Annotated in this window: 18 protein-coding genes and 1 tRNA gene; 15 read left to right on the top strand and 4 right to left on the bottom strand. The window is 65.4% G+C overall.

What is annotated here, in order from left to right; all coding sequences use genetic code 11:
- Nucleotide 1: 1 nt before the first annotated feature.
- Nucleotides 2–784 (bottom strand): class I SAM-dependent methyltransferase, encoded by a 783-nt coding sequence (locus ACR652_RS04335; protein ID WP_434505292.1) that lies wholly within the window; start codon nt 782–784, stop codon nt 2–4.
- Nucleotides 785–864: 80 nt separating this feature from the next.
- On the opposite strand from ACR652_RS04335, the gene mgtA reads away from it, so the two are divergent.
- Together mgtA and ACR652_RS04325 are read left to right on the top strand one after the other, a co-directional pair.
- On the top strand, nt 865–3,453 hold the full coding sequence (gene mgtA, locus ACR652_RS04330; protein ID WP_434505291.1) for a magnesium-translocating P-type ATPase: 2,589 nt from the start codon (nt 865–867) through the stop codon (nt 3,451–3,453).
- Nucleotides 3,450–4,970: an AAA family ATPase gene (locus ACR652_RS04325; protein ID WP_434505290.1), complete on the top strand. Its 1,521-nt coding sequence runs from the start codon at nt 3,450–3,452 to the stop codon at nt 4,968–4,970. Before mgtA ends, ACR652_RS04325 begins: the two co-directional genes overlap by 4 nt.
- On the opposite strand, the gene ACR652_RS04320 is transcribed toward ACR652_RS04325, so the two are convergent.
- Both ACR652_RS04320 and ACR652_RS04315 read right to left on the bottom strand, forming a co-directional pair.
- Complete coding sequence (locus ACR652_RS04320; protein ID WP_434505397.1) at nt 4,960–5,943, bottom strand: zinc-dependent alcohol dehydrogenase family protein; 984 nt, start codon at nt 5,941–5,943, stop codon at nt 4,960–4,962. The two genes, ACR652_RS04325 and ACR652_RS04320, sit on opposite strands and share 11 nt — an antisense overlap.
- A 63-nt stretch (nt 5,944–6,006) precedes the next feature.
- Nucleotides 6,007–6,456, bottom strand: a complete 450-nt coding sequence (locus ACR652_RS04315) for a GNAT family N-acetyltransferase (protein ID WP_434505289.1) — start codon at nt 6,454–6,456, stop codon at nt 6,007–6,009.
- Nucleotides 6,457–6,463: 7 nt separating this feature from the next.
- Between ACR652_RS04315 and ACR652_RS04310 the strand changes: the two genes are divergently transcribed.
- The gene (locus tag ACR652_RS04310; RefSeq protein ID WP_434505288.1) at nt 6,464–7,432 is read left to right on the top strand and encodes a polysaccharide deacetylase family protein; all 969 of its coding nucleotides are present in this window, start codon (nt 6,464–6,466) and stop codon (nt 7,430–7,432) included.
- A 214-nt stretch (nt 7,433–7,646) separates the two neighbouring features.
- A complete protein-coding gene (gene secA / locus ACR652_RS04305) occupies nt 7,647–10,478 on the top strand; it encodes a preprotein translocase subunit SecA (RefSeq protein ID WP_434505287.1) in 2,832 nt (943 codons plus the stop codon).
- A gap of 83 nt (nt 10,479–10,561) precedes the next feature.
- Here secA and ACR652_RS04300 read toward each other — a convergent pair whose 3' ends face one another.
- Entirely contained in the window at nt 10,562–12,088 is a 1,527-nt protein-coding gene (locus tag ACR652_RS04300) for a malonate--CoA ligase (protein ID WP_434505286.1), read from the bottom strand.
- A 263-nt stretch (nt 12,089–12,351) separates the two neighbouring features.
- Here ACR652_RS04300 and ACR652_RS04295 point away from each other — a divergent pair, with 263 nt between their 5' ends.
- The 11 genes from ACR652_RS04295 to modC all read left to right on the top strand — a co-directional run bounded on the left by ACR652_RS04295 (nt 12,352) and on the right by modC (nt 24,675).
- Nucleotides 12,352–12,825 (top strand): helix-turn-helix domain-containing protein, encoded by a 474-nt coding sequence (locus ACR652_RS04295; RefSeq protein ID WP_434505285.1) that lies wholly within the window; start codon nt 12,352–12,354, stop codon nt 12,823–12,825.
- A 226-nt stretch (nt 12,826–13,051) separates the two neighbouring features.
- Nucleotides 13,052–14,269, top strand: coding sequence for a 6-phosphofructokinase (locus tag ACR652_RS04290; protein ID WP_434505284.1), 1,218 nt, complete (start codon nt 13,052–13,054; stop codon nt 14,267–14,269).
- 300 nt (nt 14,270–14,569) lie between these two features.
- Complete coding sequence (gene clpX, locus ACR652_RS04285; protein WP_434505283.1) at nt 14,570–15,835, top strand: ATP-dependent Clp protease ATP-binding subunit ClpX; 1,266 nt, start codon at nt 14,570–14,572, stop codon at nt 15,833–15,835.
- A 303-nt stretch (nt 15,836–16,138) separates the two neighbouring features.
- Nucleotides 16,139–18,565: an endopeptidase La gene (gene lon, locus ACR652_RS04280; protein WP_434505282.1), complete on the top strand. Its 2,427-nt coding sequence runs from the start codon at nt 16,139–16,141 to the stop codon at nt 18,563–18,565.
- 337 nt (nt 18,566–18,902) lie between these two features.
- Nucleotides 18,903–19,184 (top strand): HU family DNA-binding protein, encoded by a 282-nt coding sequence (locus tag ACR652_RS04275; protein WP_434505281.1) that lies wholly within the window; start codon nt 18,903–18,905, stop codon nt 19,182–19,184.
- Between the two features lie 202 nt (nt 19,185–19,386).
- A tRNA-Val gene (locus ACR652_RS04270) sits at nt 19,387–19,462 on the top strand.
- 89 nt (nt 19,463–19,551) lie between these two features.
- Nucleotides 19,552–20,229: a hypothetical protein gene (locus ACR652_RS04265; protein WP_434505280.1), complete on the top strand. Its 678-nt coding sequence runs from the start codon at nt 19,552–19,554 to the stop codon at nt 20,227–20,229.
- A 73-nt stretch (nt 20,230–20,302) separates the two neighbouring features.
- Nucleotides 20,303–21,838, top strand: coding sequence for an acyl-CoA carboxylase subunit beta (locus ACR652_RS04260; protein ID WP_434505279.1), 1,536 nt, complete (start codon nt 20,303–20,305; stop codon nt 21,836–21,838).
- Nucleotides 21,839–22,531: 693 nt separating this feature from the next.
- Nucleotides 22,532–22,852: a thioredoxin gene (gene trxA, locus ACR652_RS04255; RefSeq protein WP_434505278.1), complete on the top strand. Its 321-nt coding sequence runs from the start codon at nt 22,532–22,534 to the stop codon at nt 22,850–22,852.
- 60 nt (nt 22,853–22,912) lie between these two features.
- The gene (modB, locus tag ACR652_RS04250) at nt 22,913–23,599 is read left to right on the top strand and encodes a molybdate ABC transporter permease subunit (protein WP_434505277.1); all 687 of its coding nucleotides are present in this window, start codon (nt 22,913–22,915) and stop codon (nt 23,597–23,599) included.
- A complete protein-coding gene (modC, locus tag ACR652_RS04245) occupies nt 23,596–24,675 on the top strand; it encodes a molybdenum ABC transporter ATP-binding protein (RefSeq protein ID WP_434505276.1) in 1,080 nt (359 codons plus the stop codon). Before modB ends, modC begins: the two co-directional genes overlap by 4 nt.
- The last annotated feature ends 29 nt before the right edge of the window (nt 24,676–24,704 follow it).

The raw sequence follows: 24,704 nt of genomic DNA, 5'->3' as shown, positions 1-24,704 counted from the left end.
GTCACTTGACGGCGATGACATAGGCGAAACTTGAAACCGCCCTCCAGCCCCGCGCACGGGCCAGTTTCGTGAAGGCGGCGTCAATGCGCCGCACAAGCGGAAATTTTTGGAAGTAGCCGTACCCCCAGAAGGGCAAAACCACGATGTCAGAGAAGCCCGCCCGCTTCAGCAGCGGAACGATCTTTTCTTCCGAGCTGAAGCAACAATCGTAATAGGCGGGAAACTTAGGGTTGTCGCCCTCCTCCTTTCGGTCGGGAAAAACGGTTTCGACCAGCCAGCGGGAGAGCGTCTCGGGGATAAGCCGATTGAGCACATAGGGCGGCGCATAGAGCGTCGGGAAAAAAGCGAAGGCGACGCCGCCCGGCGCCAGAGCATGGGCGATGTTCTCCCACATGCGCGCGACGTCGGGAACATGCTCCATGACCATGCGGCAGTAGGCGAGATCGTAGAGTCCTTCTCCCAGCACGGCAGGCGCCTCCGGGCTCGCGATGTCGCAGAGAACGGTCTTATAGCCTGGCGGAGCGAGAGACAGCTCGCGGGCTGAAATATCGTTGAGCGCCACGTCGAAACCATGCGCTGCGACTTCCTGCGGCAGGAAGAGCGGATCGCGACCGCCGCCGATCTCCAAATGCCGATTCAACCCCTTTCGCTTCGCGATCTCGACGATGGCCCGCTTGTAATTGTCCCATGCCCAGTTGAAATCGGGATTGTAATCGAGAGCCGTGATAATCTCCCGCGTCCCGGGGTCCGGGACAGGATCACAAGAGTGCGGCTGAAGAACCATATGCCCGGCTTTCGTTCACGTGCAAACTTGATCTTAAGCTTGAGGCCGTTACGCGAAGATGAACGCTCGGGAGGCCAGCCATGAACTTCATCCCCGGCGACGATGCGGCGCGCCAGACGCTCGCTCGCGCCGCCGCGTCCCCGATCGACGCCTTGCTGCGCGAGCTCGACGCCACGCGCGAGGGATTGACGGAGGACGAGGCGGCCCGGCGGCGGCGGCGCTTCGGGCCGAACCGCGTCGCGCAGGAAAACGGCGCCGGCGTCCTGCGCGAACTCACGCGCCACGTCTTCAATCCGCTCAACGGCCTGCTGCTGACGCTCGCCGCCGCCTCGTTCGCGCTGAGCGACCAGCGCTCGGCCATCGTCATTTCGGCGATTGTCGTGTTGAGCGTGCTGCTCGCCTTCGTGCAGGAGCATCGCGCCAACGCCGCCGCCGCTAAGCTGCGCGCCATGGTGCGCACCCATGCCTCCGTGCGCAGGCCGGACGCCGGCGCCGATCCCTTTGTCGAGACCTCGCTCGAGGACCTCGCGCCCGGCGACATCGTGCGCCTGACCGCCGGCGACATGATTCCGGCCGACGTGCGGCTCCTCGCGACGAAGGACCTGTTCATCAATCAGTCGACGCTCACCGGCGAGTCCATGCCCGTCGAGAAATTCGCCGCGCCCGCGCGAACGGCCGAGCCGCTGGAGGCGGACTCGCTTGCCTTCATGGGCTCGAATGTCGTCAGCGGCTATGGCGAGGCCGTTGTGGTCGCGACGGGCGCGAGCACGATCTTCGGCCAGATCGCCGACCGCATCACCGAAGCGGACGACTCCACCGCCTTCGACGCAAGCGTGAAAAAATTCACCTGGCTGATGATCGCCTTCATGGCCGTCATGGCGCCCGCCGTGTTCTTCATCAACGGCTGGTTCAAGGGCGACTGGCTGTCGGCCTTTCTCTTCGCCATTTCAGTCGCCGTGGGGCTCACGCCGGAAATGCTGCCGATGATCGTGACGGTCAATCTCGCCAAGGGGGCCATGGCCCTGTCGCGAGAGAAGGTGATCGTCAAGCGCCTCTCCGCCATCCAGAACTTTGGCGCCATGGACGTGCTGTGCACCGACAAGACCGGCACGCTGACGCAGGACCGCATCATTCTCAAGCGGCATCTCGACATCTATGGCGAGGACTCGGCGCGCGTTCTCGAATTCGCCTATATCAACAGCCATTTTCAGTCCGGCTTGCGCAATCTTCTCGACATCGCCGTGCTTCAGCACGCGGAGATCGAGGAAAGACTGGCGCCGCAGCATCATTTCACGAAAATCGACGAAATCCCCTTCGACTTCGAGCGCCGCCGTCTCTCCGTCGTCGTCGAAGGCGACGATGGCGCGCGCCTGCTGATCTGCAAGGGCGCCGTCGAAGAGATTTTCGAGGTCTCGACCCGCTATGAAGCGGCCGACTCCAGCGGGCTGCTCGATCTGTCGCATCTCGAAACGGCGAAACGTGAAACGGCGCTGCTCAACGCGGACGGATTCCGCGTCATCGCCGTGGCCTACAAGCAGGTCTCCGGCGATCAGCAGGTTTTCTCCGCCGCCGACGAAATCGGGCTGACGCTTCTGGGCTACATCGCCTTTCTCGATCCGCCGAAGGACAGCGCCGCGAGCGCCATCGCCGATCTTCGCAAGGCCGGCATATCGGTCAAGATCCTGACCGGCGACAATGAGATCGTCACCCGCAAGGTGTGCGCCGACGTGGGCCTGAACATCGAGGGCCTTGCGCTCGGCGCCGAGATCGACGCCATGGACGACGAAACGCTCGCCGCCCGCGTCTCGGGCGTCACCGTTTTCGCCAAACTGTCGCCGCCGCAGAAGGCGCGCGTCGTCTCGGCGCTGCGCCGGCGCGGCCATGTCGTCGGCTATCTCGGCGACGGCATCAATGACGGGCCGGCGCTCAAGGCGGGCGACGTCGGCATTTCGGTCGACACGGCGACCGACATCGCGCGCGAGTCCGCCGATCTGATCCTGCTCGAAAAAAGCCTGGCCGTGCTGAACGACGGGGTGATCGAAGGCCGCAAGGTCTTCGCCAACATCCTCAAATATATCCGCATGGGCGCCAGCTCCAACTTCGGCAACATGTTCAGCCTGCTCGGCGCCAGCGTGTTCCTTCCGTTTCTGCCGATGACGCCCATCCAGATTCTTACCAACAGCCTCCTCTATGATTTCTCGCAGACCGCCATCCCGACCGACAATGTCGATGAGGAGTTTCTGGAGGAGCCGCGCAAGTGGAATATCGGCGGGATCGCGCGTTTCATGCTCTATCTCGGGCCGGTGAGCTCGATCTTCGACTATGCGACCTTCATGCTCATGCTCGTCGCCTTCGGCGCCTGGAACAAGCCGGAGCTGTTTCAGACCGGCTGGTTCGTGGAATCGCTCTTCACCCAGACGCTCATCATCCACATCATCCGCACGCGAAAAGTTCCTTTCATCCAGAGCCGCGCCAGCGGCGCGCTGCTGGCGACGACGATCATCGTCTGCCTGATCGGCGCCGCGCTGCCATTTTCGTCGCTGGCGCCGGTCTTCGGCTTCACGCCGCTGCCGACGACCTATTGGCCGGCCCTCGGGCTGTTCCTCATCAGCTACGCGGTCCTGGCGCATCTCGCCAAGACCGCCTATTTCGACCGTTTCGAAGAATGAGCGAGCGCCCAAACCCGCAGGCCGCGCCGCAATCGGAGGTCGTCGACTTCCTGACGACCCGCCTTGGCGTGACGGACCGGATCACGACTCACATTTCCGTCGTGCTGCGCGGAGCGGACCGCGTTTACAAGCTCAAGCGCGCCGTGCGCCTGCCGTATCTCGATTTCTCGACGCCGGCGCGTCGCCTCGCCTTGTGCGAGCGGGAGGTCCAACTGAACAGCCGCTTCGCCCCGTCGCTATATCTCGGCGTGCGGCGGATCACCCGCGAGGCGGATGGCTCTCTCGCGCTCGACGGCGCCGGCGCGTTTGTCGACGCAATCGTAGAGATGCGGCGTTTTCCGGACGACGCGCTGTTCGACGACATGGCGCGCAAGGGGCGGCTGACGAAAGACATCATCGAGCGCCTCGCGCGTCGCGTCGCCAGGGCGCATGACGCGGCGGCGCCGGATTTCTCCCATGGCGGCGCGGCGGCGATGCGCGCCATCGTCGACAGCATGGAGGCGAGCCTGCGGCAGGCGCCGCCGGCGCCGATCGCGGAGATCGAGGCGCATCTCGCGTCGCTGAGGCGCGCATTCGACGCTCTCGCGCCGCTCATCGAGGCGCGGCGCGCCGACGGCAAGGTGCGGCCCTGCCATGGCGATCTCAATCTGCGCAATATCTGCCTCTATGAGGGCGAGCCGACGCCCTTCGACGGCATCGAATTTTCCGACGATATTTCCACAATCGACGTTCTGTACGACATTGCGTTTCTGCTGATGGACCTTTGGCGCGTGGGGCTTTCCGACTACGCCAATGTCGCCTTCAACCGCTATCTCGACGCCCGCGCGGAAGATGAGGCCGAGGGGCTTCGCCTGCTGCCCGTCTTCATGTCCTTGCGCGCGACGATCCGCGCGCATGTCGAGGCGTCGCAGGGCCATGACGACACGGCGCGGGCCTTTTTCGACGCCTCGCGCGCCTTGCTGCGAGAGCCGCATGGCGCGATCGTCGCGATCGGCGGCTTCAGCGGCTCGGGCAAATCCAGCGTCGCCGCGGCGCTGGCGCCCCGCCTCGACGCGCCCGCGCCAGGCGCACGCATCCTGAACAGCGACCGGATACGCAAACGCCTGTTCGGCGCGCAGCCGACCGAGCGGCTGCCGGCCGACGCCTATCGCGGCGAGGTGTCCGCACGGGTCTATGAGGAACTCGTCGGCGCCGCCACGCGCGCAGCGCGGGCGGGGTGGCCGGTGATCGCCGAGGCGGTGTTCGACAGGGCGCCGGATCGCGCGGCCATCGAAGCGGCTGCGCGGGCCGCTGGGGCTCTCTTCACAGGCTTCTGGCTCGACGCCGATCTCGCGCAACGGCTCGCCCGCGTCGACCGCCGCGTCAATGACGCATCGGACGCGACAGGCGACGTGCTGAAGGCGCAGGCGACGAAAGACACGGGCGAGATGTCATGGCGGCGCGTCGACGCGACACGGACGGTGTTCGAGACGGTCGACGAATTGGCCGCTGGGCTACCGCGAGTCGTTACGGAATGAGCACCGCCGCGCCTTGCAGGCGGCCGTCACGCAGATCGCTCAGCGCCTCATTGGCCTGCGAGAGCGCGTAGCAGACGCTGTGCATCCTCAGCGGCAGGGTCGGCGCCAACGAGAGAAATTCCCGCGCGTCCTGACGCGTGAGATTGGCGACCGAGACGAGACGGCGCTCCTCCCACAGGCGCGCATAGGGAAAGCTCGGGATGTCGCTCATATGGATGCCGCCACAGACCACCGCGCCGCCTTTCTTCACCGCCGCGAGCGCCGTCGGCACGAGCCCGCCGACGGGGGCGAAGATCAGAGCCGCGTCGAGTTTTTCAGGCGACGGCGCGTCCGACCCCTGCGCGCTCGCCGCGCCGAGCGACAAGGCGAATTGCGCCGCCGCGTCGTCGCCCGGCCGCACGAAGGCGTGCACGCGCCTGCCTTGCAGGATCGCGACCTGCGCGATGATATGCGCGGCGGCGCCAAACCCGTAAATGCCGATGGTCTGGGCCTCGCCCGCCATCTTCAACGTCCGCCAGCCGATGAGCCCGGCGCAGAGCAGCGGCGCCAGCGTGGCGGCGTCGGCGCTCTCCGGCAGGGGAAAACAGTAGGAGGCGTCGGCGACCATATGCGTGGCGTAGCCGCCGTCGCCCGTGTAGCCGGTGAACAGCGGATCGTCGCAGAGATTTTCGCGCGCGCTGAGGCAATAGGGGCAATGGCCGCAGGTGTGGCCGAGCCACGGCGCGCCGACGCGCGCGCCCGGCGCGAAGCCGGCGACATCCGCCCCCGCCGCCTCCACGCGGGCGACGATCTCATGGCCCGGAATGACCGGAAGCTTTGTCTGTGTCAGCTCGCCGTCGACGACGTGCAGATCGGTGCGGCAGACTCCGCAGGCCTCGATGCGCAGCAGCAGCTCGCCGGGACCGGGCGCCGGGATCGGGCGCTGCTCCGGGACGAGCGGCGTTCCGGGGCGGCGAAGGACCATGGCGGACATCTGTGCCAATTTGCGTTCCCCCTTCCAAACATCCCCGCTCTCGCAGGCGTCCCCTCTCCCGCGTCAGCGCGGCACAGAGGGGGCCAGCCGCTTGCTGAGAAAGATGCGTCGCCCACCCGGTGGAAAATCCGCGATCTCGCCCACCCTCGCAAACCCCAGCCGCTCGTAAAACGCGGCGACGCCGGCGTCGAACGTATCGATATAGGCCCCGACCGCCCCACGGGCGCGGGCGGCCTCTTGGGCCGCCGCCATCACGTCTGTCGCCAGACCTTGCCCCCGCCGCGTCGGCGCCACCCACAGCTGCCTTATATAAAGCCAGCGCCAGTGGATGACTCCGTTGAGGCCGCAAATGAGCGCCCCATTCTCATCGCGCAACACAAGATTGAGCGGCGTCTCTTCGCGGGCGCCGAAACGCGCGGCGATCTCGGCGCCGAGCCGTTCGGCGAGCTCTTGCGACTCCGCCGCGCAGATTTCGAAGCTCGGCTTTTCAGGAGAAGAGTTTCTGCTAAACATCCCGCCCGTGAAGCTTGCCCTCGCCTCCTTCCTATTCTGCGCAACGCTCGTCGCGGCCGCAATGGCGCAGGCGGAGGAAGACTGCGGCCCCGCCCTCGTCGCGCCGCTCGCCGGCGCCACGGGCGCGCGCGTCGAGGATTATGCGGCGGTGTTCGAGAGCTGCGCGAGGGGTGACGCAAGGCGCCTCGCCACCCGCCGCTTCCGGATCGACGGCGATGAGCTGCTGCTCACCGTCGATCCCCAGACGCTGGAAACCACGCTGGCCCGCGCCGCCTGCTGGCGCTGTGAAGCCGCCAGCGACGATGAGCAGGCGGGGACCCGCTTTCTCCAGGCCGTGCGCCCGCCGCCCGATGCGAGCCGTCCGGCCGCCCTCGTCAACGCCGGCCTCATTCACGGCAGGGGCGCGGGGAGCTTCGTCACCGGCGATCTCTGCCCGAGCCAGAAGCCGCTCGATCGGGATTTCATCGAGGAAGTGGCCGCGCAGGGTCCGGGCGCGCCGCTGACCCTCGCCGTTTCGGGTGCCTGGATCGCCCGGCACCCCGTGGATTTCGCCTGGCTTCAGGAAAAGCGCCGCTCGGGGGCGCTGGCCATCACCTGGGCGGATCACTCCTACTCGCACCCCTATGCGCCGGGGCTGAAGGACGCGCAGAATTACATGCTGCGTCCCGGCGTCGATCTCGACCGCGAGATTTTCGAAACAGAGAAGCTGCTGATCGCCCATGGCGAGACGCCCTCGGTCTTCTTCCGCTTTCCCGGCCTCGTCGCCGACGCCGCCCTGCTGGAGAAGCTGAGGGAGCGCCATCTCGTGGCGCTCGGGGCTGATAGCTGGCTGGCGCTGGGGCCGCCGCCGCGCGCGGGCTCGATCCTTCTGGTCCACCCCAACGGCAATGAGCCCGGCGGGCTGAGGATTTTCTCGCGGCTGCTGAAAAGCGGCAAACTGCCCCTGCCCTTCCGGCGGATCACCGACGCGCCCTGAGGCCGGCGGGGGCGCGGCCGACAATTCCCTTACATTGACAAGGGTTGCCCCGCCTCTTATCTGTCCGGCGGAAATGCCGCGTCGGCCTGAACGCCCGGACTCCCGGACGCTGTCGCAAGCGGTTGCTTTTCCGAGGAATTGCGACGCTCCGCCCCGGCCGCCTCTCTCTGGCGCACGCGACTGGCGGCGCGCCCTGTGGAGAAAGGTTTGGGGAATGCTCGGCGCCCTCGCCAAGAAGATTTTCGGCACGGCAAATGACCGCCGCCTCAAGACCTATGCGCCGAAAGTCAATGCCATCAATGCGCTCGAGCCGCAGCTCGCGGCGCTGACCGACGAGGAGCTCAAGAACCGCACGGTCGAGTTTCGCGAGCAGCTCGCCGCCGGCGTGTCGCTGGACGACCTTCTGATTCCGGCCTTCGCCACCGTCCGCGAGGCGGCCAAGCGCACGCTCGGCCAGCGCCATTTCGACGTCCAGCTCATCGGCGGCATGGTGCTGCACGAAGGCGCCATCGCCGAAATGCGCACGGGTGAAGGCAAGACCCTCGTCGCCACGCTCGCGGTCTATCTCAACGCGCTGGCCGGCAAGGGCGTGCATGTCGTCACCGTCAACGACTACCTCGCCAAGCGCGACAGCGAGTGGATGGGCCAGATCTACCGCTTCCTGGGCATGACGGTCGGCTGCGTGGTCCACGAGCTTTCCGACGAGCAGCGCGCCATCGCCTACGGCTCCGACATCACCTACGGCACCAACAACGAATTCGGCTTCGACTATCTGCGCGACAACATGAAATATGAGTTCGCGCAGATGGTGCAGCGCGGCCACAATTACGCGATCGTCGACGAGGTCGACTCGATCCTCATCGACGAGGCGCGCACGCCGCTCATCATTTCGGGCGCCGTCGACGACAAGTCGGACCTCTACAACACCATCGACCGGCTGATGCCCAAGCTGGCCTCCGAAGATTACGAGCTCGACGAGAAGCAGCGCACGATCCATCTCACCGACGCGGGCAATGAGCATATGGAAGAGCTGCTCATCGAGGTCGGCGCGCTGACCGACGGCGCGCTCTACGAGGCGCACAACGTCACCCTCGTGCACCACGTCAATCAGGCGCTCCGCGCCCACAAGCTGTTCCAGCGCGACAAGGACTATATCGTCCGCAACGGCGAAGTCGTCATCATCGACGAGTTCACCGGCCGCATGATGCCGGGCCGCCGTTATTCGGAAGGCCTGCATCAGGCGCTGGAGGCCAAGGAGCGCGTTCAGGTTCAGCCCGAGAACGTCACGCTCGCGTCGATCACCTTCCAGAATTATTTCCGCCTCTACGACAAGCTCGCCGGCATGACCGGCACGGCGGCGACCGAGGCCAATGAATTCGCCGAGATCTACAAGCTGGACGTCGTTGAAATCCCGACGAACCGCCCGGTGCAGCGCCGCGACGACGACGACGAGGTCTATCGCACGGCGAAAGAGAAGCTCAACGCCATCCTGGAAGAGGTCAAAGACGCGAGTTCCCGCCTCCAGCCGCTTCTCGTCGGCACGACCTCCATCGAGAAGTCCGAGCAGCTTGCGGAGTTTCTGGTTTCGCAGGGCTACAAGATGATCGACTTCGCCGATCCAAAAGGGTTGTCGAAGCTCTATGAGGCCGCGCGCGCCGGAACCCAGTCGAAGATGTTCGCGGTGCTGAACGCGCGCTTCCATGAGCAGGAAGCCTATATCGTCGCGGAAGCGGGCGTCCCCGGCGCCATCACCATCGCCACCAACATGGCCGGCCGCGGCACCGACATTCAGCTCGGCGGCAACGTCGAAATGCGCGTCATGCAGGAATGCGAGGGGCTGGAAGGCGCCGAGCGCGAGGCGCGGGAAGCCGAGATCCGCGCCGAAGTCGCCGACTTCAAGGAAAAGGCGCTCGCCGCCGGCGGTCTTTACATCATCGGCACCGAACGCCATGAGAGCCGCCGCATCGACAATCAGCTGCGCGGCCGCTCGGGGCGTCAGGGCGATCCGGGCCGCTCCAAGTTCTTCCTGTCGCTGCAGGACGACCTGATGCGCATCTTCGGCTCCGAGCGCATGGACTCCATGCTGGTGAAGCTCGGTCTGCAGGAGGGCGAGGCGATCGTCCATCCCTGGATCAACAAGGCGATCGAGAAGGCGCAGCACAAGGTCGAGGCGCGCAACTTCGACATCCGCAAAAACATCCTCAAGTTCGACAATGTGATGAACGACCAGCGCAAGGTCATCTTCGAGCGCCGGCGCGAGATCATGGGCGAGGAGAGCGTCGAGGAGCAGGTTTCCGACATGCGCGCGGAAGTGGTCGACACGCTGGTGTCGCGTCACATTCCGCACGACGCCTATGCGGAAGCCTGGGACGTCGCGGGCCTTGCGGAGGACGTGAGGGCGAAGCTCAATCTGGATGTTCCGGTCACTGACTGGGCGAAGGAAGAGGGCATCGCCGACGAAGAGATCAAGGAGCGTCTGCTCGAGGCGGCGGACGAGTCCTACGAGGCGCGCGTCGAGCGCAACACGGCGCCGCTGATGCGCATGATCGAGAAGCAGGTGGTGCTGCAATCCCTGGATATGCTGTGGCGCGAGCATCTGGTGGCGCTCGACCATCTGCGTCAGGTGATCGGCTGGCGCGGCATGGCGCAGCGCGATCCGCTAAACGAATACAAATCCGAGGCGCTCGAGCTGTTCCGCAGCCTGATGAACCATTGGGACGAACAGGTGATCGCGCAACTGATGCGCGTTGAAGTCAGCTTCGAGGCGCCGCCCTCCGCGCCGCCGGAGCTGCCGCCGATGGAAATGTCGCATCCCGACCCGGTCGCGCTCGCCGCCGGCGTCAGCGTCGAGCAGAACGCGCTGGAAGATCTCAACGCCCGCTTGGCCGGCATCGATTTCGCCGCGCAGACGGCGGCGGACGCGACGGAGGCGAAACGCGATCCCGGCGATCCGGCGACCTGGGGCAAGGTCGGCCGCAACGAGGCCTGCCCCTGCGGCTCGGGCAAGAAATACAAGCATTGCCACGGCAAGCTGACGGAAGCGTAAGCCCCGGCGAAACCATCCCGCACACGGCAAGGCTCCCGATCTCCGCAACGGATGTCGGGAGCCTTTGCTTTTCATCGCGGCCTTTAGCGCTCCCGTTTCAGGTAAAGTTCGGAATAAGCCTGCCGCAGAACGTTCTTCTGCACCTTGCCCATGGCGTTGCGCGGCAGCTCCGGCGCAAACATCACCCGCTTCGGGGTCTTGAATCTGGCGAGGCGATTTTCCAGCGCCGCCAGAATGGCGCTCTCCGACAGGGCGGCTCCCTCCTCCGCAACGACAATGGCCGTCACCGCCTCGCCGAAATCCGGGTGCGCCACGCCGATGACGGCCGACTCCCTGACGCCCGCGACAAGGTCGATCTCTGTCTCCACCTCCTTCGGATAGACATTGAGCCCGCCGGTGATGATCAAATCCTTCGCGCGCCCGACGATCCGCACGTAACCGCGCGCGTCGATCGTCCCGATGTCGCCCGTGATGAAGAAGCCGTCCGGGCGAAACTCCGCGGCGGTCTTTTCAGGCTGGCGCCAATAGCCGCTGAAGACGTTCGGCCCGCGCACCTCGATCATGCCCACCTCGTCGACGGCGAGCGCCGCGCCAGTTTCCGCATCGGCGATGCGAATCTCGACTCCCCACAGGGGAAAGCCGACCGTTCCGGCGCGTCTGTCGCCTTCATAGGGGTTCGACGTATTCATGCCGGTTTCGGTCATGCCGTATCTTTCGAGGATGGCGTGGCCGGTGCGCGCCTGCCAGGCCTGGTGCGTCTCCGCAAGCAGCGGCGCCGAACCGGAGATGAACAGCCGCATGCGTCGCACGCTTTCGCAATCGAGGCCCGGCTCCTGCAACAGTCGCGTGTAGAAGGTCGGCACGCCCATCAGCACGGTCGCCTTCTCCATCGCGGCCAGAACGTCCGCGGGACGAAACTGCCGCTGAAAGATGAGCGAGGCGCCGGCAAGGAGCGTCACATGCGTTGCGACGAACAATCCATGCGCGTGATAGATGGGGAGCGCGTGAATGAGCACGTCGTCGGCAGAGAACCGCCATTCGTCGCGCAGGGCGAGAGCGTTCGACGCGAGGTTGGCGTGACTGAGCATCGCGCCTTTCGAGCGGCCTGTCGTTCCCGATGTGTAAAGAATGGCGGCAAGATCGCCGCCGCCGCGCGCGGCGTTGTCAAAATCCGACGGCATGTCGGCCATGCGCGCCGCCAGTGACCCGCCGCCGTCGGCGTCGAGCGTTTCGACTCGAGTCGCGGCGGATTGCGGAAGCTTTCGAACATCCTCCAGCCGGCCGGGCTCGCAGATGAACAGGGCGGGCTGCGCATCCTCGATGAAATAGCCGATCTCCGCCGCCGTATAGGCGGTGTTGAGCGGAACGAAGGCCGCCCCGCAGCGCAGACAGGCGAGATAGAGCATCAGCGCTTCAATGCTCTTGTCGACCTGCGCGGCGACCCTGTCGCCCGGCGCGACGCCGAGCCGCGTGAGCGCATGTGCGAAGCGCGCCGACCGAGCGCGGACGTCGTCATAGGACACGGGAGCGCGGCCGGACGCATCGGCGAAGCGCCGCGCTCCGTCCGGCATGTTGGATTCGATCAGATCCCAGAAGTCGTTTGCCGCCACGCCCGCCTCCACCTGACGCGACTGCGCGCGCGCAGTCGGAGCGCATATTTTTTAGACCGGATGCGCGGCGGCGTCACATGCGTGCGACAAATCTGGTCATTTGCGAGAAAATCCCGCTCACATTGGGAAAAATTCCCGACCGCGCTGCGGCGAAAATCAATTAGGAAACATCGGCGCGTGCTAGTCTCCGCCTCTTCGGGCCGGGACTGGCCTGCGCCAGCAATCTTCCAGGAAAGCGCGAGGCTGATTAAGGGGGCGCCGAAATGGATAACCGCGTCACGGCAGACGATCTCGACTCCGCTCTCGATCGCATGTCTCGCGAGCATGAGACGGTCTTTCACTATCATTTGACCGAATTCATGGCCTCTCATCTGACGGATTGCTGCAGCGTGTTCGACGGCGATCTGCACGAGATGCTGGTCTTCACGATCCTCGCGCAGCGTTACCTTCGTGATCAGGTCGCGCGCCTGCATGACGAGGCGGAGGCGCAGCCGGAGGAACGGCGCGTCATTTCCGCCACGCGCATCGCCGCGCAGACCGGCATGCCGCGCGAAACCGTGCGCCGAAAGCTCCAGGCCCTGCAGGCGCGCGGCTGGGTCGAGAAGACCGGGCGCGCCGAGTGGCGAATCGCCGTCACCGACGGCCAGGCCACCGCCCGGCTCGGGCTGGAGGATTTTCTCAGACGGGAGGCGCGGCGCGTCATCCGCTTCACCCGCGCGCTCAAGCCGATCGTTTGAGCCGGTCCTGCGCCGGCCTTCGCGCGGGACGGCCACAGGCCCCTCCCGTTTGGATGGAAATGACGCATCTTTGGTAATATGAGTGCGCCGCGCGGCGGGGACGGCGCGTCCTCCCCCCGGGACGGCGCGGCGTCTTGCCGGGCCGGGCCTGCGCCGCCCGGCCACTCATCTTCGCCGGCGCCCTGCCCGATCCGGGCGGGGAACGGCCCTCGACAGGAGCTTATGCGTGTCGTCCATCGATTTTTCCAAGGTCCTCGTCGCTCAGGGCGGCGGACCGACCGCCGTCATCAACCAATCGCTCGTCGGAGCCGTGCTGGAATCGCGCAAGTTCCGCGAGGTCGAGCGAGTCTATGGCGCGTTCCACGGCGTGCGCGGCATCGTCAACGAGGATTTCGTCGACCTCACCCAGGAGACGACCCACAACCTTGAAATGGTGGCGAATACACCGTCCTCGGCGCTCGGCTCCACCCGCGACAAGCCGGACCTGAAATATTGCCAGGAGATTTTCAAGGTCCTGCGCGCCCATGGCGTCGGCTGCTTCTTCTATATCGGCGGTAATGATTCGTCGGATACGGTCCGCATCGTCTCCGAGGAGGCCCGCAACGCCGGCTATCCGCTGCGCGCCATCCACATCCCCAAGACCATCGACAATGATCTGATGGTCAACGACCATACGCCGGGCTTCCCCTCGGCCGCGCGCTGGGTCGCCCAGGCCTTCGCCGGCGCCAATCTCGACAATTGGGCGCTGCCGGGCGTCTATATTGCGGTCGTCATGGGCCGCCACGCCGGCTTTCTCACCGCCGCCTCGGCGCTGGGCAAGAAATTCCCGGACGACGGCCCCCACCTCATCTATGTGCCGGAGCGCGCCTTCTTCATCGACAAGTTCCTCGCCGACGTGAAGGCGACGATGGACAAATACGGCCGCTGCGTCGTCGCCGTCTCGGAGGGCGTCAGCGACGAGAACCACGTGCCGATCGCCGAAAAGCTCGCCGAGCAGGTCGAACGCGACGCGCATGGCAATGTGCATCTCGGCGGCGGCGGTCTGGCTGACGAGCTGACCCAGCTGGTCAAGAACAAGCTTGGCTACAAGCGCGTGCGCGCCGACACCTTCGGCTATGTGCAGCGCAGCTTCGTCGGCTGCGTCTCGGACGTGGACCAGCGCGAGGCCCGCGAAGTTGGCGAGAAAGCCGTGCAATACGCCATCTGGGGCGACCGCGACGGCTCCGTGACGATCCACCGCACGGGTTTTTATTCCGTCGACTATCAGCTTACGCCCCTTGAACAAATCGCGGCGAAAACAAAAGTGATGCCGGATGAGTTCATCGCGCCCGGCGGCACGGACGTCACGGACGCTTTCAGAATGTATCTTCGGCCCCTGCTGGGCAGCGGCATGCCGGACGCCTTCCGGCTCCGGCTCAATCGCGTGCCGAAGATTCTGACCTGAGCGGACGGGCGCCGGCGGCGACTGGGCCCCGCCCAGCGCCGCCGTAACCACGGCGCAAAACTTGCAACCGCCGAAAATTGCGGGCAGGTTGCAATCCGCGGCATGCCTAAAATAAAGTAGGCGATCGCGGCGGCCTGGGCCGACCGCGGCATTCGGGGGCTCCCGCAGGGGAGCCGCCCATATCCGGACCGGCAGGGGACGGAGGCCAGCGAGGGGCGGCTTCCACCTTTTGTTAGGCCCGAGCCGGTATCACATGTTTGAGTCGATTCGCGTGGCGGGTTGATTCATCGGGAGAAAATCATGAGCAAAGTCGGCGGCGGCGATTCCAAGAATACGCTTTACTGCTCGTTTTGCGGCAAGAGCCAGCATGAAGTCCGCAAGCTGATCGCCGGCCCCACGGTCTTCATTTGCGACGAGTGCGTCGAACTCTGCATGGATATTATCCGCGAGGAGAACAAATCCTCGCTGGTGAAGCAGCGCGACGGCATTCCGACGCCCCGGGAGATCTGCAAGGTTCTGGACGATTACGTCATCGGCCAGGCGCAGGCGAAGCGCGTCCTGTCGGTCGCGGTCCACAATCATTACAAGCGCCTCAACCACGCCACGAAGCACGGCGACGTCGAGCTGGCGAAATCCAACATCCTGCTGATCGGCCCGACCGGCGTCGGCAAGACCATGCTGGCGCAGACGCTGGCGCGCATTCTGGACGTGCCCTTCACCATGGCCGACGCCACCACGCTGACCGAGGCGGGCTATGTCGGCGAGGACGTCGAGAACATCATCCTGAAGCTGTTGCAGGCGTCCGACTACAATGTCGAGCGCGCCCAGCGCGGCATCGTCTACGTCGACGAAATCGACAAGATTTCGCGCAAAAGCGACAATCCCTCCATCACCCGGGACGTGTCGGGCGAGGGCGTCCAGCAGGCGCTGCTCAAGATCATGGAGGGCACGGTCGCTTCGGTGCCGCCGCAGGGCGGGCGCAAGCATCCGCAGCAGGAGTTCCTCCAGGTCGACACGACCAATATCCTCTTCATCTGCGGCGGTGCCTTCGCCGGCCTCGAGAAGATCATTTCCGCGCGGGGTCGCAGCACCTCCATCGGCTTCGGCGCCAGCGTTCAGGCGCCGGACGAGCGCCGCACCGGCGACATTTTCCGTCAGGTGCAGCCCGAGGATCTGCTGAAATTCGGCCTGATCCCGGAATTCGTCGGCCGTCTGCCGGTTCTGGCGACGCTCGAGGATCTCGACGAGGAAGCGCTCAAGAGGATTCTGACCGAGCCCAAGAACGCTCTGGTCAAGCAGTATCAGCGCCTGTTCGAGATGGAGAATGTCGAGCTGACCTTCCAGGACGAGGCGCTCACCGCCGTCGCCCGCAAGGCGATCGAGCGCCATACCGGCGCGCGCGGCCTGCGCTCCATCATGGAGGGGATTCTCCTCGACACCATGTTCGAACTGCCGGGCCTCGAGGGGGTCGAGCAGGTCGTCATCGGGCCGGAAGTCGTTGAAGGGAAAGCGCGTCCTCTGTATATCTACGCGGAGCGCAACGAGAAAAGCGGCGCCAGCGCCTGATCGGCGCGCGCCGGCGCACTGTCGGGACGGACCGGGCGACACGCCTGGCGACATTTGGCCGTCCTTGAATCGATCGTTCGTGTATCCCATTTCCTGCGTTAACGGGGCCGTTCGGGCTTGAACGCCGCTGCCCTCTCGTCTGGCGTGTGGACAAATGAGCGAACGTCCGCGCGGCCAAGTCTGGCTAGGGAGTTCCGGGCATTTATTGAAAGGCCCAAGTCTTGCTAGTTTCGACGAATACGGATCGCTCGCATTTTCGCATTGCCGCCGGGCGGGATGCGCAAACGAAAGCAGGACACGAAGATGAGTAACGAAAAGCGCGAAGCCATTACGCCGGGCGTTGTCGAGAGCTACCCCGTCCTTCCCTTGCGCGACATCGTCGTGTTTCCGCACATGATCGTGCCGCTCTATGTCGCGCGTGAGAAATCGATCCGCGCGCTCGAGGAAGTGACCAAGAGCGACCGCCTGATCCTGCTCGCCACGCAGAAAAACGCCGGCGACGACGATCCGGCGACCGACGCAATTTATCCGATCGGCTCGCTCGCCTCCGTGCTGCAGCTTCTCAAGTTGCCCGACGGCTCCGTGAAGGTGCTGGTCGAGGGCGTCGCGCGCGCCGCCGTGCGCAATTACACCCGCACGGACGATTTCTACGAGGCCGACGCCGAGGCGCTGGCCGACGACGCCGGCTCGCCCGTCGAGGTCGAAGCGCTGGGCCGTTCGGTCGTTTCGGAATTCGAGAGCTATGTGAAGCTCAACAAGCGCGTGTCGTCCGAGATCGTCGGCGCGGTGACGCAGATCGACGATCCGTCGAAACTCGCCGACACGGTCGCCTCGCATCTCTCGGTGAAGATCGCCGACAAGCAGGATGTGCTGGAGACGCTGAACATCGCGCGGCGCCTCGAAAAGTGCCTCTCGCTGATGGAAAGCGAAATCTCGGTCCTCCAGGTCGAGAAGCGCATCCGCACGCGCGTCAAGCGCCAGATGGAGAAGACCCAGCGCGAGTACTATCTCAACGAACAGATGAAGGCGATCCAGAAGGAGCTGGGCGACGAGGACGGCAAGGACGATCTCGCCGAGCTGGAGGAGCGCATCAAGAACACCAAGCTCTCGAAGGAGGCCCGCGACAAGGCGGTCGCCGAATTCAAGAAGCTGCGCCAGATGTCGCCCATGTCGGCGGAAGCCACTGTCGTGCGCAATTACCTCGACTGGATTCTCTCGATCCCGTGGGGCAAGCGGTCGCGGGTGAAGCGCGATCTCCAGCAGGCCCAGGACGTGCTCGACGCCGAGCATTTCGGCCTGGAGAAGGTCAAGGAGCGCATCCTTGAATATCTCGCCGTGCAGAGCCGCGCCAACAAGCTGACCGGCCCGATCCTGTGCCTCGTCGGCCCGCCCGGCGTCGGCAAGACCTCGCTCGGCAAGTCCATCGCCAAGGCGACGGGACGCGAATTCGTGCGCATGTCGCTGGGCGGCGTGCGCGACGAGGCGGAGATCCGCGGCCACCGGCGCACCTATATCGGCTCGATGCCCGGCAAGATCATCCAGTCGATGCGCAAGGCGAAGTCGTCGAACCCGCTCTTCCTGCTCGACGAGATCGACAAGATGGGCATGGATTTCCGCGGCGACCCCTCTTCGGCGCTGCTGGAGGTGCTCGACCCCGAGCAGAACCAGACCTTCAACGACCATTACCTCGAGGTCGACTACGACCTGTCGAATGTGATGTTCGTCACCACGGCCAACACGCTGAATATCCCTGCGCCGCTGATGGACCGCATGGAGATCATCCGCATCGCCGGCTACACCGAGGCCGAGAAGCTGGAGATCGCCCGCAAGCATCTGATTCCCAGCGCCGTTCACAAGCACGGCCTGGCGCCGGACGAGTGGATGGTGATGGATGACGGCCTGCTGGAGCTCATCCGCCGCTACACGCGGGAGGCGGGCGTCCGCAATCTCGAGCGCGAGGTCTCCAATCTCGCCCGCAAGGCGGTCAAGGAGATCCTGCTGAAGAAGACGCAGAAGATCGTCGTCACCGCCGAGAACATCTCCGACTATCTGGGCGTGCCCAAGTTCCGCTACGGCCAGGCCGAGCTCGAGGATCAGGTGGGCGTCGTCACGGGCCTGGCCTGGACAGAGGTTGGCGGCGAGCTGCTGACGATCGAAGGCGTCATGATGCCCGGCAAGGGCAAGATGACGGTCACGGGCAATCTGCGCGACGTGATGAAGGAGTCGATTTCGGCGGCGGCGTCCTATGTGCGCTCGCGCGCGGTGGACTTCGGCGTCGAGCCGCCGATCTTCGACCGCCGCGACATCCATGTGCACGTGCCGGAAGGCGCGACGCCGAAGGATGGCCCCTCGGCGGGCGTGGCGATGGCGACCGCCATCGTCTCGATCGTCACCGGCATTCCGGTGCGCAAGGACATCGCCATGACCGGCGAGATCACGCTGCGCGGCCGGGTGCTGCCGATCGGCGGCCTCAAGGAGAAGCTCCTCGCGGCGCTGCGCGGCGGCATCAAGAAGGTGCTGATCCCGGAGGAAAACGCCAAGGATCTGGCCGAGATTCCGGACGCCGTGAAGAACGGTCTCGAAATCGTGCCGGTGGCGCGCATGGAGGAGGTTCTCCAGCACGCGCTCATCTCGCAGCCGACCCCCATCGTCTGGGAGGAGGACACGTCCGCGCTGGCCAAGCACGCCGGCGCGCTGGCGGAGGACGACACGGGCGTTCGGGCGCATTGAGCCTGAACGCGGCAGGATGACTTTAGCGAGCCCCGTCCGCCGGACGGGGCTCTTTTCATGGGCGGCGGGAGCGGCTCGGCCAGAGACGAGAAGCGAGGCGTTTCCGCGGCGCGCGCGCCGTGAAATTGACAGAAAGCTCGCATTTTTAAGGCCCTGCGCATCGCACCATCGAATTTCGCCCGGTTTTCCGGGATATTTTCGATGTCCCCGGCGTCATTGCCTTGCTTTTAGGGCAATTCGGCACCAACACTCCCCATCGCTTCGCGCTGACGATTCGAGACCGCCGCTCCAGAGCGTTCGATCGCCGGCCTTGTGCGTTTCTAAAAAGGAAAAGGCCATGAATAAGTTGGAACTGGTCGAGCAGGTCGCGTCCGAGACGGAGACCTCCAAGGCGGCGGCGGCGGCGGCGGTCGACGCGGTGCTCGACGCCATCACCCAGGCGCTCAAGAGCGGGGACGAAGTGCGTCTCGTGGGCTTTGGCACCTTCTCGATCAAGAAGCGCGCCGAGGGCAAGGGCCGCAATCCGGCCACCGGCGAGGAGATCACCATCCCCGCCTCGACCAACGCCCGCTTCAAGCCCGGCGCCTCGCTGAAGAACGCGCTGAACGAGACCAAATAGGCCGCCCCGCGACGCCTTTCCGGGCACGGCCGCCGGCGATCCGGCGGCCGTTCCAGTTTTTGGGACGCCTCACGCTTGCCACGGCCAACGGCCGTCTTTAAAACCCTGCCGCCGCCTTCAGGCGCATTCGGCCCGCATGTGCGCATGCGGGCGGCAGGGGCTTCACAACCCTGCCGCGCACGGATCGCGTCACGGGTGGTCCGGGCGGTTAGCTCAGCTGGCAGAGCATCTCGTTTACACCGAGAGGGTCGGCGGTTCGATCCCGTCACCGCCCACCAGATCCCTGCGGCTTCGGTGCGAAAGTCCTTTGCCGCTCGCTGATTAGGAATTAGGCTGTTTTGGTCGGATTCACGAGGTGCGGGCGACGATGCGAAAACGGACGATACGGGTTTTATGCGCTCTCGGGCTCGCGGCGCAGGCGGCCCTGGCATTCGGCGCCGTCCGCGCCGAGGAGATGAGTTTCCGCCTCGTCGGCGTCAACGGCAATTGCGGCGCGCGCTGCCCGCAGATGATCGCGGCCGAGGGCGAGATCGGCGAAGCCACCCCGGACGCTTTCGTCAGCTTCATCGCCCAGAACGTGGGCAGCGGCAATCTGCACGGGGTCGTGCTGCTCGACTCGCCGGGCGGTAAGGTCGTGGCCTCGATGGAGCTTGGCCAGGCGATCCGCCGGCTCGGCATGGCGGTGATCGTCGCCCGCCCGGCGGCGCAATCGGGCGGCGATGGCATGGCGCTGGTCTCGGGACGCTGCTATTCGGCCTGCGTCTATGCGCTGATGGGTGGCAAGAAGCGGGTCATCCCGGCGCAAAGCCGCGTTGGCATCCACCGCATGTTCAATTATTCAACGAGCTTCGACTTCTCCGAAGGGCTGGTCCGGGAGCGAAACTACGACGACGGCGGCATGCGGCAGATGCTCGCGCGTTACGCCAGCGGCATGGGCGTGAGTTCGGATCTCGTGACTCTCGCCGAGCGCACCTCGCCGGATCAGCTTTACATGCTCACCGGCGCGGATATTGCGCGCTGGCGGCTGGGCACACGCAAACTTTGACGCGCTTTTCGCGCGGCTGAAAGATCAAGGCAGCGCGACGAGCGCAAAGAACACATAAGAAGCAGGGCTGGACATGAAACATATTCTCGACGGGCTCGAACAGCGCCGCGCCTCGGCTCGCCTCGGCGGCGGTCACAAGCGCATCGACGCGCAACATGCGCGCGGCAAGCTCACGGCGCGCGAGCGCATCGAGCTGCTGCTCGATCAGGGCTCGTTCGAGGAATTCGACATGTTCGTGACGCATCGCTGCACGGACTTCGGCATGGACCAGGGCGAGAAAACGTCCGGCGACGGCGTCGTCACCGGCTGGGGCACGGTCAACGGCCGCGCCGTCTTCGTCTTCGCCAAGGACTTCACCGTCTTCGGCGGCTCGCTCTCCGAGACCCACGCGCAGAAGATCATCAAGCTTCAGGACATGGCGCTGAAGAATCGCGCGCCGATCATCGGCATTTTCGACGCCGGCGGCGCGCGCATCCAGGAGGGCGTCGCGGCGCTCGGCGGCTATGGCGAAGTCTTCCAGCGCAATGTGCTGGCGTCGGGCGTCATCCCGCAGATCTCCGTCATCATGGGCCCCTGCGCCGGCGGCGACGTCTATTCGCCGTCGATGACCGACTTCATCTTCATGGTGCGCGACACGAGCTACATGTTCGTCACCGGCCCGGATGTGGTGAAGACCGTCACCAATGAGACGGTGACGGCGGAAGAACTCGGCGGCGCCTCGGTGCATACCACCAAGAGCTCCATCGCCGACCGCGCCTATGACAATGACGTCGAGGCGCTGCTCCAGATGCGCCGTCTCATCGACTTCCTGCCTTCCAACAATACGGAAGAGGCGCCGGAGTGGCCGAGCTTCGACCACGTCGACCGTATCGACATGTCGCTCGACACGATCATCCCGGACAATCCCAACAAGCCGTACGACATCAAGGAAATGATCCTGAAGATCGTCGACGAGGGCGACTTCTTCGAGATTCAGGAGGCGCACGCCAAGAACATCGTCGTCGGCTTCGGCCGCGTCGAGGGCCGCACGGTCGGCATCGTCGCGAATCAGCCGATGGTGCTCGCGGGCGTGCTCGATATCGACGCCTCGAAGAAAGCCGCGCGATTCGTCCGCTTCTGTGATTGCTTCAATATTCCGATCGTCACCTTCGTGGACGTTCCGGGCTTCCTGCCCGGCACGGCGCAGGAATATGGCGGCCTGATCAAGCATGGCGCGAAGCTGCTGTTCGCCTATGCCGAAGCGACGGTGCCGAAGGTGACGGTGATCACGCGCAAGGCCTTCGGCGGCGCCTATGACGTCATGTCCTCCAAGCATCTGCGCGGCGACGTCAATTACGCCTGGCCGACGGCGCAGATCGCTGTCATGGGCGCCAAGGGCGCCGTCGAGATCATCTTCCGCGCCGACATTGGCGATCCAGGAAAGATCGCGCAGCGCACGAAGGAATATGAGGATCGCTTCCTGTCGCCCTTCGTCGCCGCCGAGCGCGGCTATATCGACGAAGTGATCATGCCGCATTCGACGCGCCGGCGAATCGCGCGCGCCCTTGCGCTGCTGCGTCACAAGGAACTCGAAAATCCCTGGAAGAAGCACGACAACATTCCGTTGTAATCCGCTTCTTTTGGACCGAGACGCATCGCCCCTCTTGCTCGCGAACGCCGCCCTCGGCGCCGCTCCGGCATGGGGGGCTTTCTGCATCCGTCGCAGCGAACAGGACGACGTCTGAACAATGCAGGATGCCGCGCCCTCGACGGGCGCGGCATCCTTTGACATGTGTCACGAAACCAAGGGCGCGACGACAAGTCGCGCCCTATTTTGTTTCGTTCTGATACGTCATGCCTTACCAGTGAGCGCAGCATCTGAAATTTCAGCAAAGTGCACAATTGGGGATGACAGCCCCCCGGTTTTCGCATAATGTCCGTCTCGCCAAGTTGGTTGGGTAAGTCTAAGCGTTGAATGCGTTTAGCTTTCTAATTCCCAGCAACGGTCCAAGTCGGGGAGGACGCCGGAGAGAACGCAGCGCGCGACTGGCTCGAAGAACGAGCCGATGCGAGCGGTTATCGGAGCGCTTAAGACTTCGAGACCAGGCGTTTTATCCGGTTAAAGGACAGGGTGCCAAAGAGTGGGGTACGGCCCGGCCGTCCCCGCTCTTTGTGTTTGAGGGGGCATTATAGACGTTCTCTCTCGGGTCATATCGCACACGCCGGCAGCCAGATCGAAGCCGGACGCGCTGCTTGACGCCCGCAAGGCCCGTTCCTACGTTCTGACCGAATTCCTCCATCGGCCCGCAACGAAAGGCCTCTCATGTCCACGCAAAAAATTACCGACGCCACCTTCGAGCAGGAAGTCCTGAAATCCGCCGAGCCGGTCGTCGTCGACTTCTGGGCCGAATGGTGTGGCCCCTGCCGCATGATCGCCCCGGCGCTGGAGGAGATCGCCGCGGAGATGCAGGGCAAGGTCAAGGTCGTGAAGCTGAACATCGACGAGAATCCGACCGTCGCCAGCAAGCTCGGCATCCGCTCGATTCCCACGCTGATCATCTTCAAGGACGGCAAGGCCGCCGCGCAGAAGGTCGGCGCCGCCCCCAAGGGCGAACTGTCGCGCTGGATCTCCGCCGCGGTCTGACATGACTCTTGCGAGCGGCCTGACGCACATGGCAGGCCCCTCGAATCGGATGGCGTCGACGTGCTCGACCTGACGACGGACGACATCGTCGCCATCGCGCTCAGCGTGAAAGTCGCGACCGTCGCGGTCGCGGCCTCTCTCCCTGTCGCGGTCGTCGTGGGTTACGCCTTGGCGCGCTGGCGCTTTCCGGGCCATGCGGCGATCAACGCCGCCGTTCACCTTCCCCTCGTGCTTCCGCCGGTCGTCACCGGCTTCGCCCTGCTGCTCCTGTTCGGACGGCACGGACCGATCGGCGCCTTCCTCGCGCAGCATTTCGGACTCGTCTTCGCCTTTCGCTGGACCGGCGCTGCGCTCGCGGCGGCGGTCATGAGTTTTCCGCTCATGGTGCGTCCGGTGCGGCTGGCCTTCGAAAGCGTCGATCCCCGACTCGCCGCCGCCGCCAGATCGCTCGGCGCCAGCCGCCTCTGGGCCTTCGCGCTCATTGAACTGCCGCTGGCCGGCAATGGCGTGCTCGTCGGCGCGATCCTCGGCTTCGCCAAGGCGCTGGGAGAATTCGGCGCGACCATCACCTTCGTCTCCAGCATCCCGGGCGAAACCCGCACCATTCCCGCCGCCATCTACGCGCTGTTGCAGGCGCCGGACGGCGACGCCTCGGCGCTGCGGCTCGCCGCGATCGCCGCCTCGATCGCCGTCGTCGCGCTGGTCGCCTCCGAGGCGCTGCAATCCAGGCTGGGCGCGGCGCGATGATTGCGCTCGACGTGCGGCTCGCCCGCGAGGGTTTCACGCTCGCCTGCGCCTTCGCGAGCGACGCGCGCGTGCTGGCGCTGCACGGCCCTTCCGGCGCCGGCAAATCGACGCTGGCCAATCTCATCGCCGGCGTGGCCCGCCCCGACTCCGGCCGCATCGCCGTCGACGGCGTCGACCTCGTCGATACCGCGCGCGGGATTTTTCTGCCGCCGGAGAAGAGGCGCATCGGCGTCGTCTTTCAGGACGCGCTGCTGTTTCCGCATCTGAGCGTGCGGCAGAATATTGTCTTCGGCCGCTTCTTCACGCCGCGGGGGGAGCGCCGCGCGCCCTATGACGCGATCATCGACACGCTCGGCGTCGGCCATCTGCTGGAGCGGCGCCCGGCGACGCTTTCCGGCGGCGAGCGCCAGCGCGTGGGGCTGGCCCGCGCCCTGTTCTCCTCGCCGCGCCTGCTGCTCATGGACGAGCCCATGGCCGCCCTGGATCATGCGCGGCGGCAGGAAATCATGTCGCTGATCGAACGGCTGCGCGACGAGTTCAGGACGCCCATCATCCTGGTGTCCCATTCCGCCGGGGAAATCGCCCGGCTGGCTGACGAGGCGGTAGTCATCGATCACGGGCGGGTCGCCGCACAGGGGGCGCCGCTCGACGTCCTGCCGGGCGCCAGCCGGCTGATCGAGGGCGGCCGCTTCGGCCTCATCAGCTCGCTCACCGCCCGCGTCGCCTCGGTTGACGCGTCCTATGGGGTCACGCGGCTCGCCCATCCGGCGGGCGACATTCTCGTCGCCGCGCGCTTTCCCGACATGCGCGAGGCGCGCGTGGCGATCCGGGCCACCGATGTGGCGCTCGCCCGGTCATATCCGGCCGACACCAGCGTGCGCACGATCCTGCGCGGGCGCATCGAGAGGATCGAGACCAATGGCGGCGCGCTGGCCTTTGTCACGCTCGCGCTCGCAGGCGGCGATCGGCTCGTCGCCGCCGTCACCAGACTGGCCCTCGACGAACTCGGCCTGACGACAGGCGCGGAGGCCTTTGCGCTGGTCAAATCCGTGGCGATGGATGAGCGGGCGGTGTAGGGCTCGCGGCGCGCACTCCCGCGCCCTTA

Origin of the sequence: Methylocystis sp. (assembly GCF_051061225.1) — a bacterium.
GTDB lineage: Bacteria > Pseudomonadota > Alphaproteobacteria > Rhizobiales > Beijerinckiaceae > Methylocystis.
Note: the sequence above shows the minus strand (reverse complement) of the source record. Positions and strands in the feature narration are given on the sequence as shown.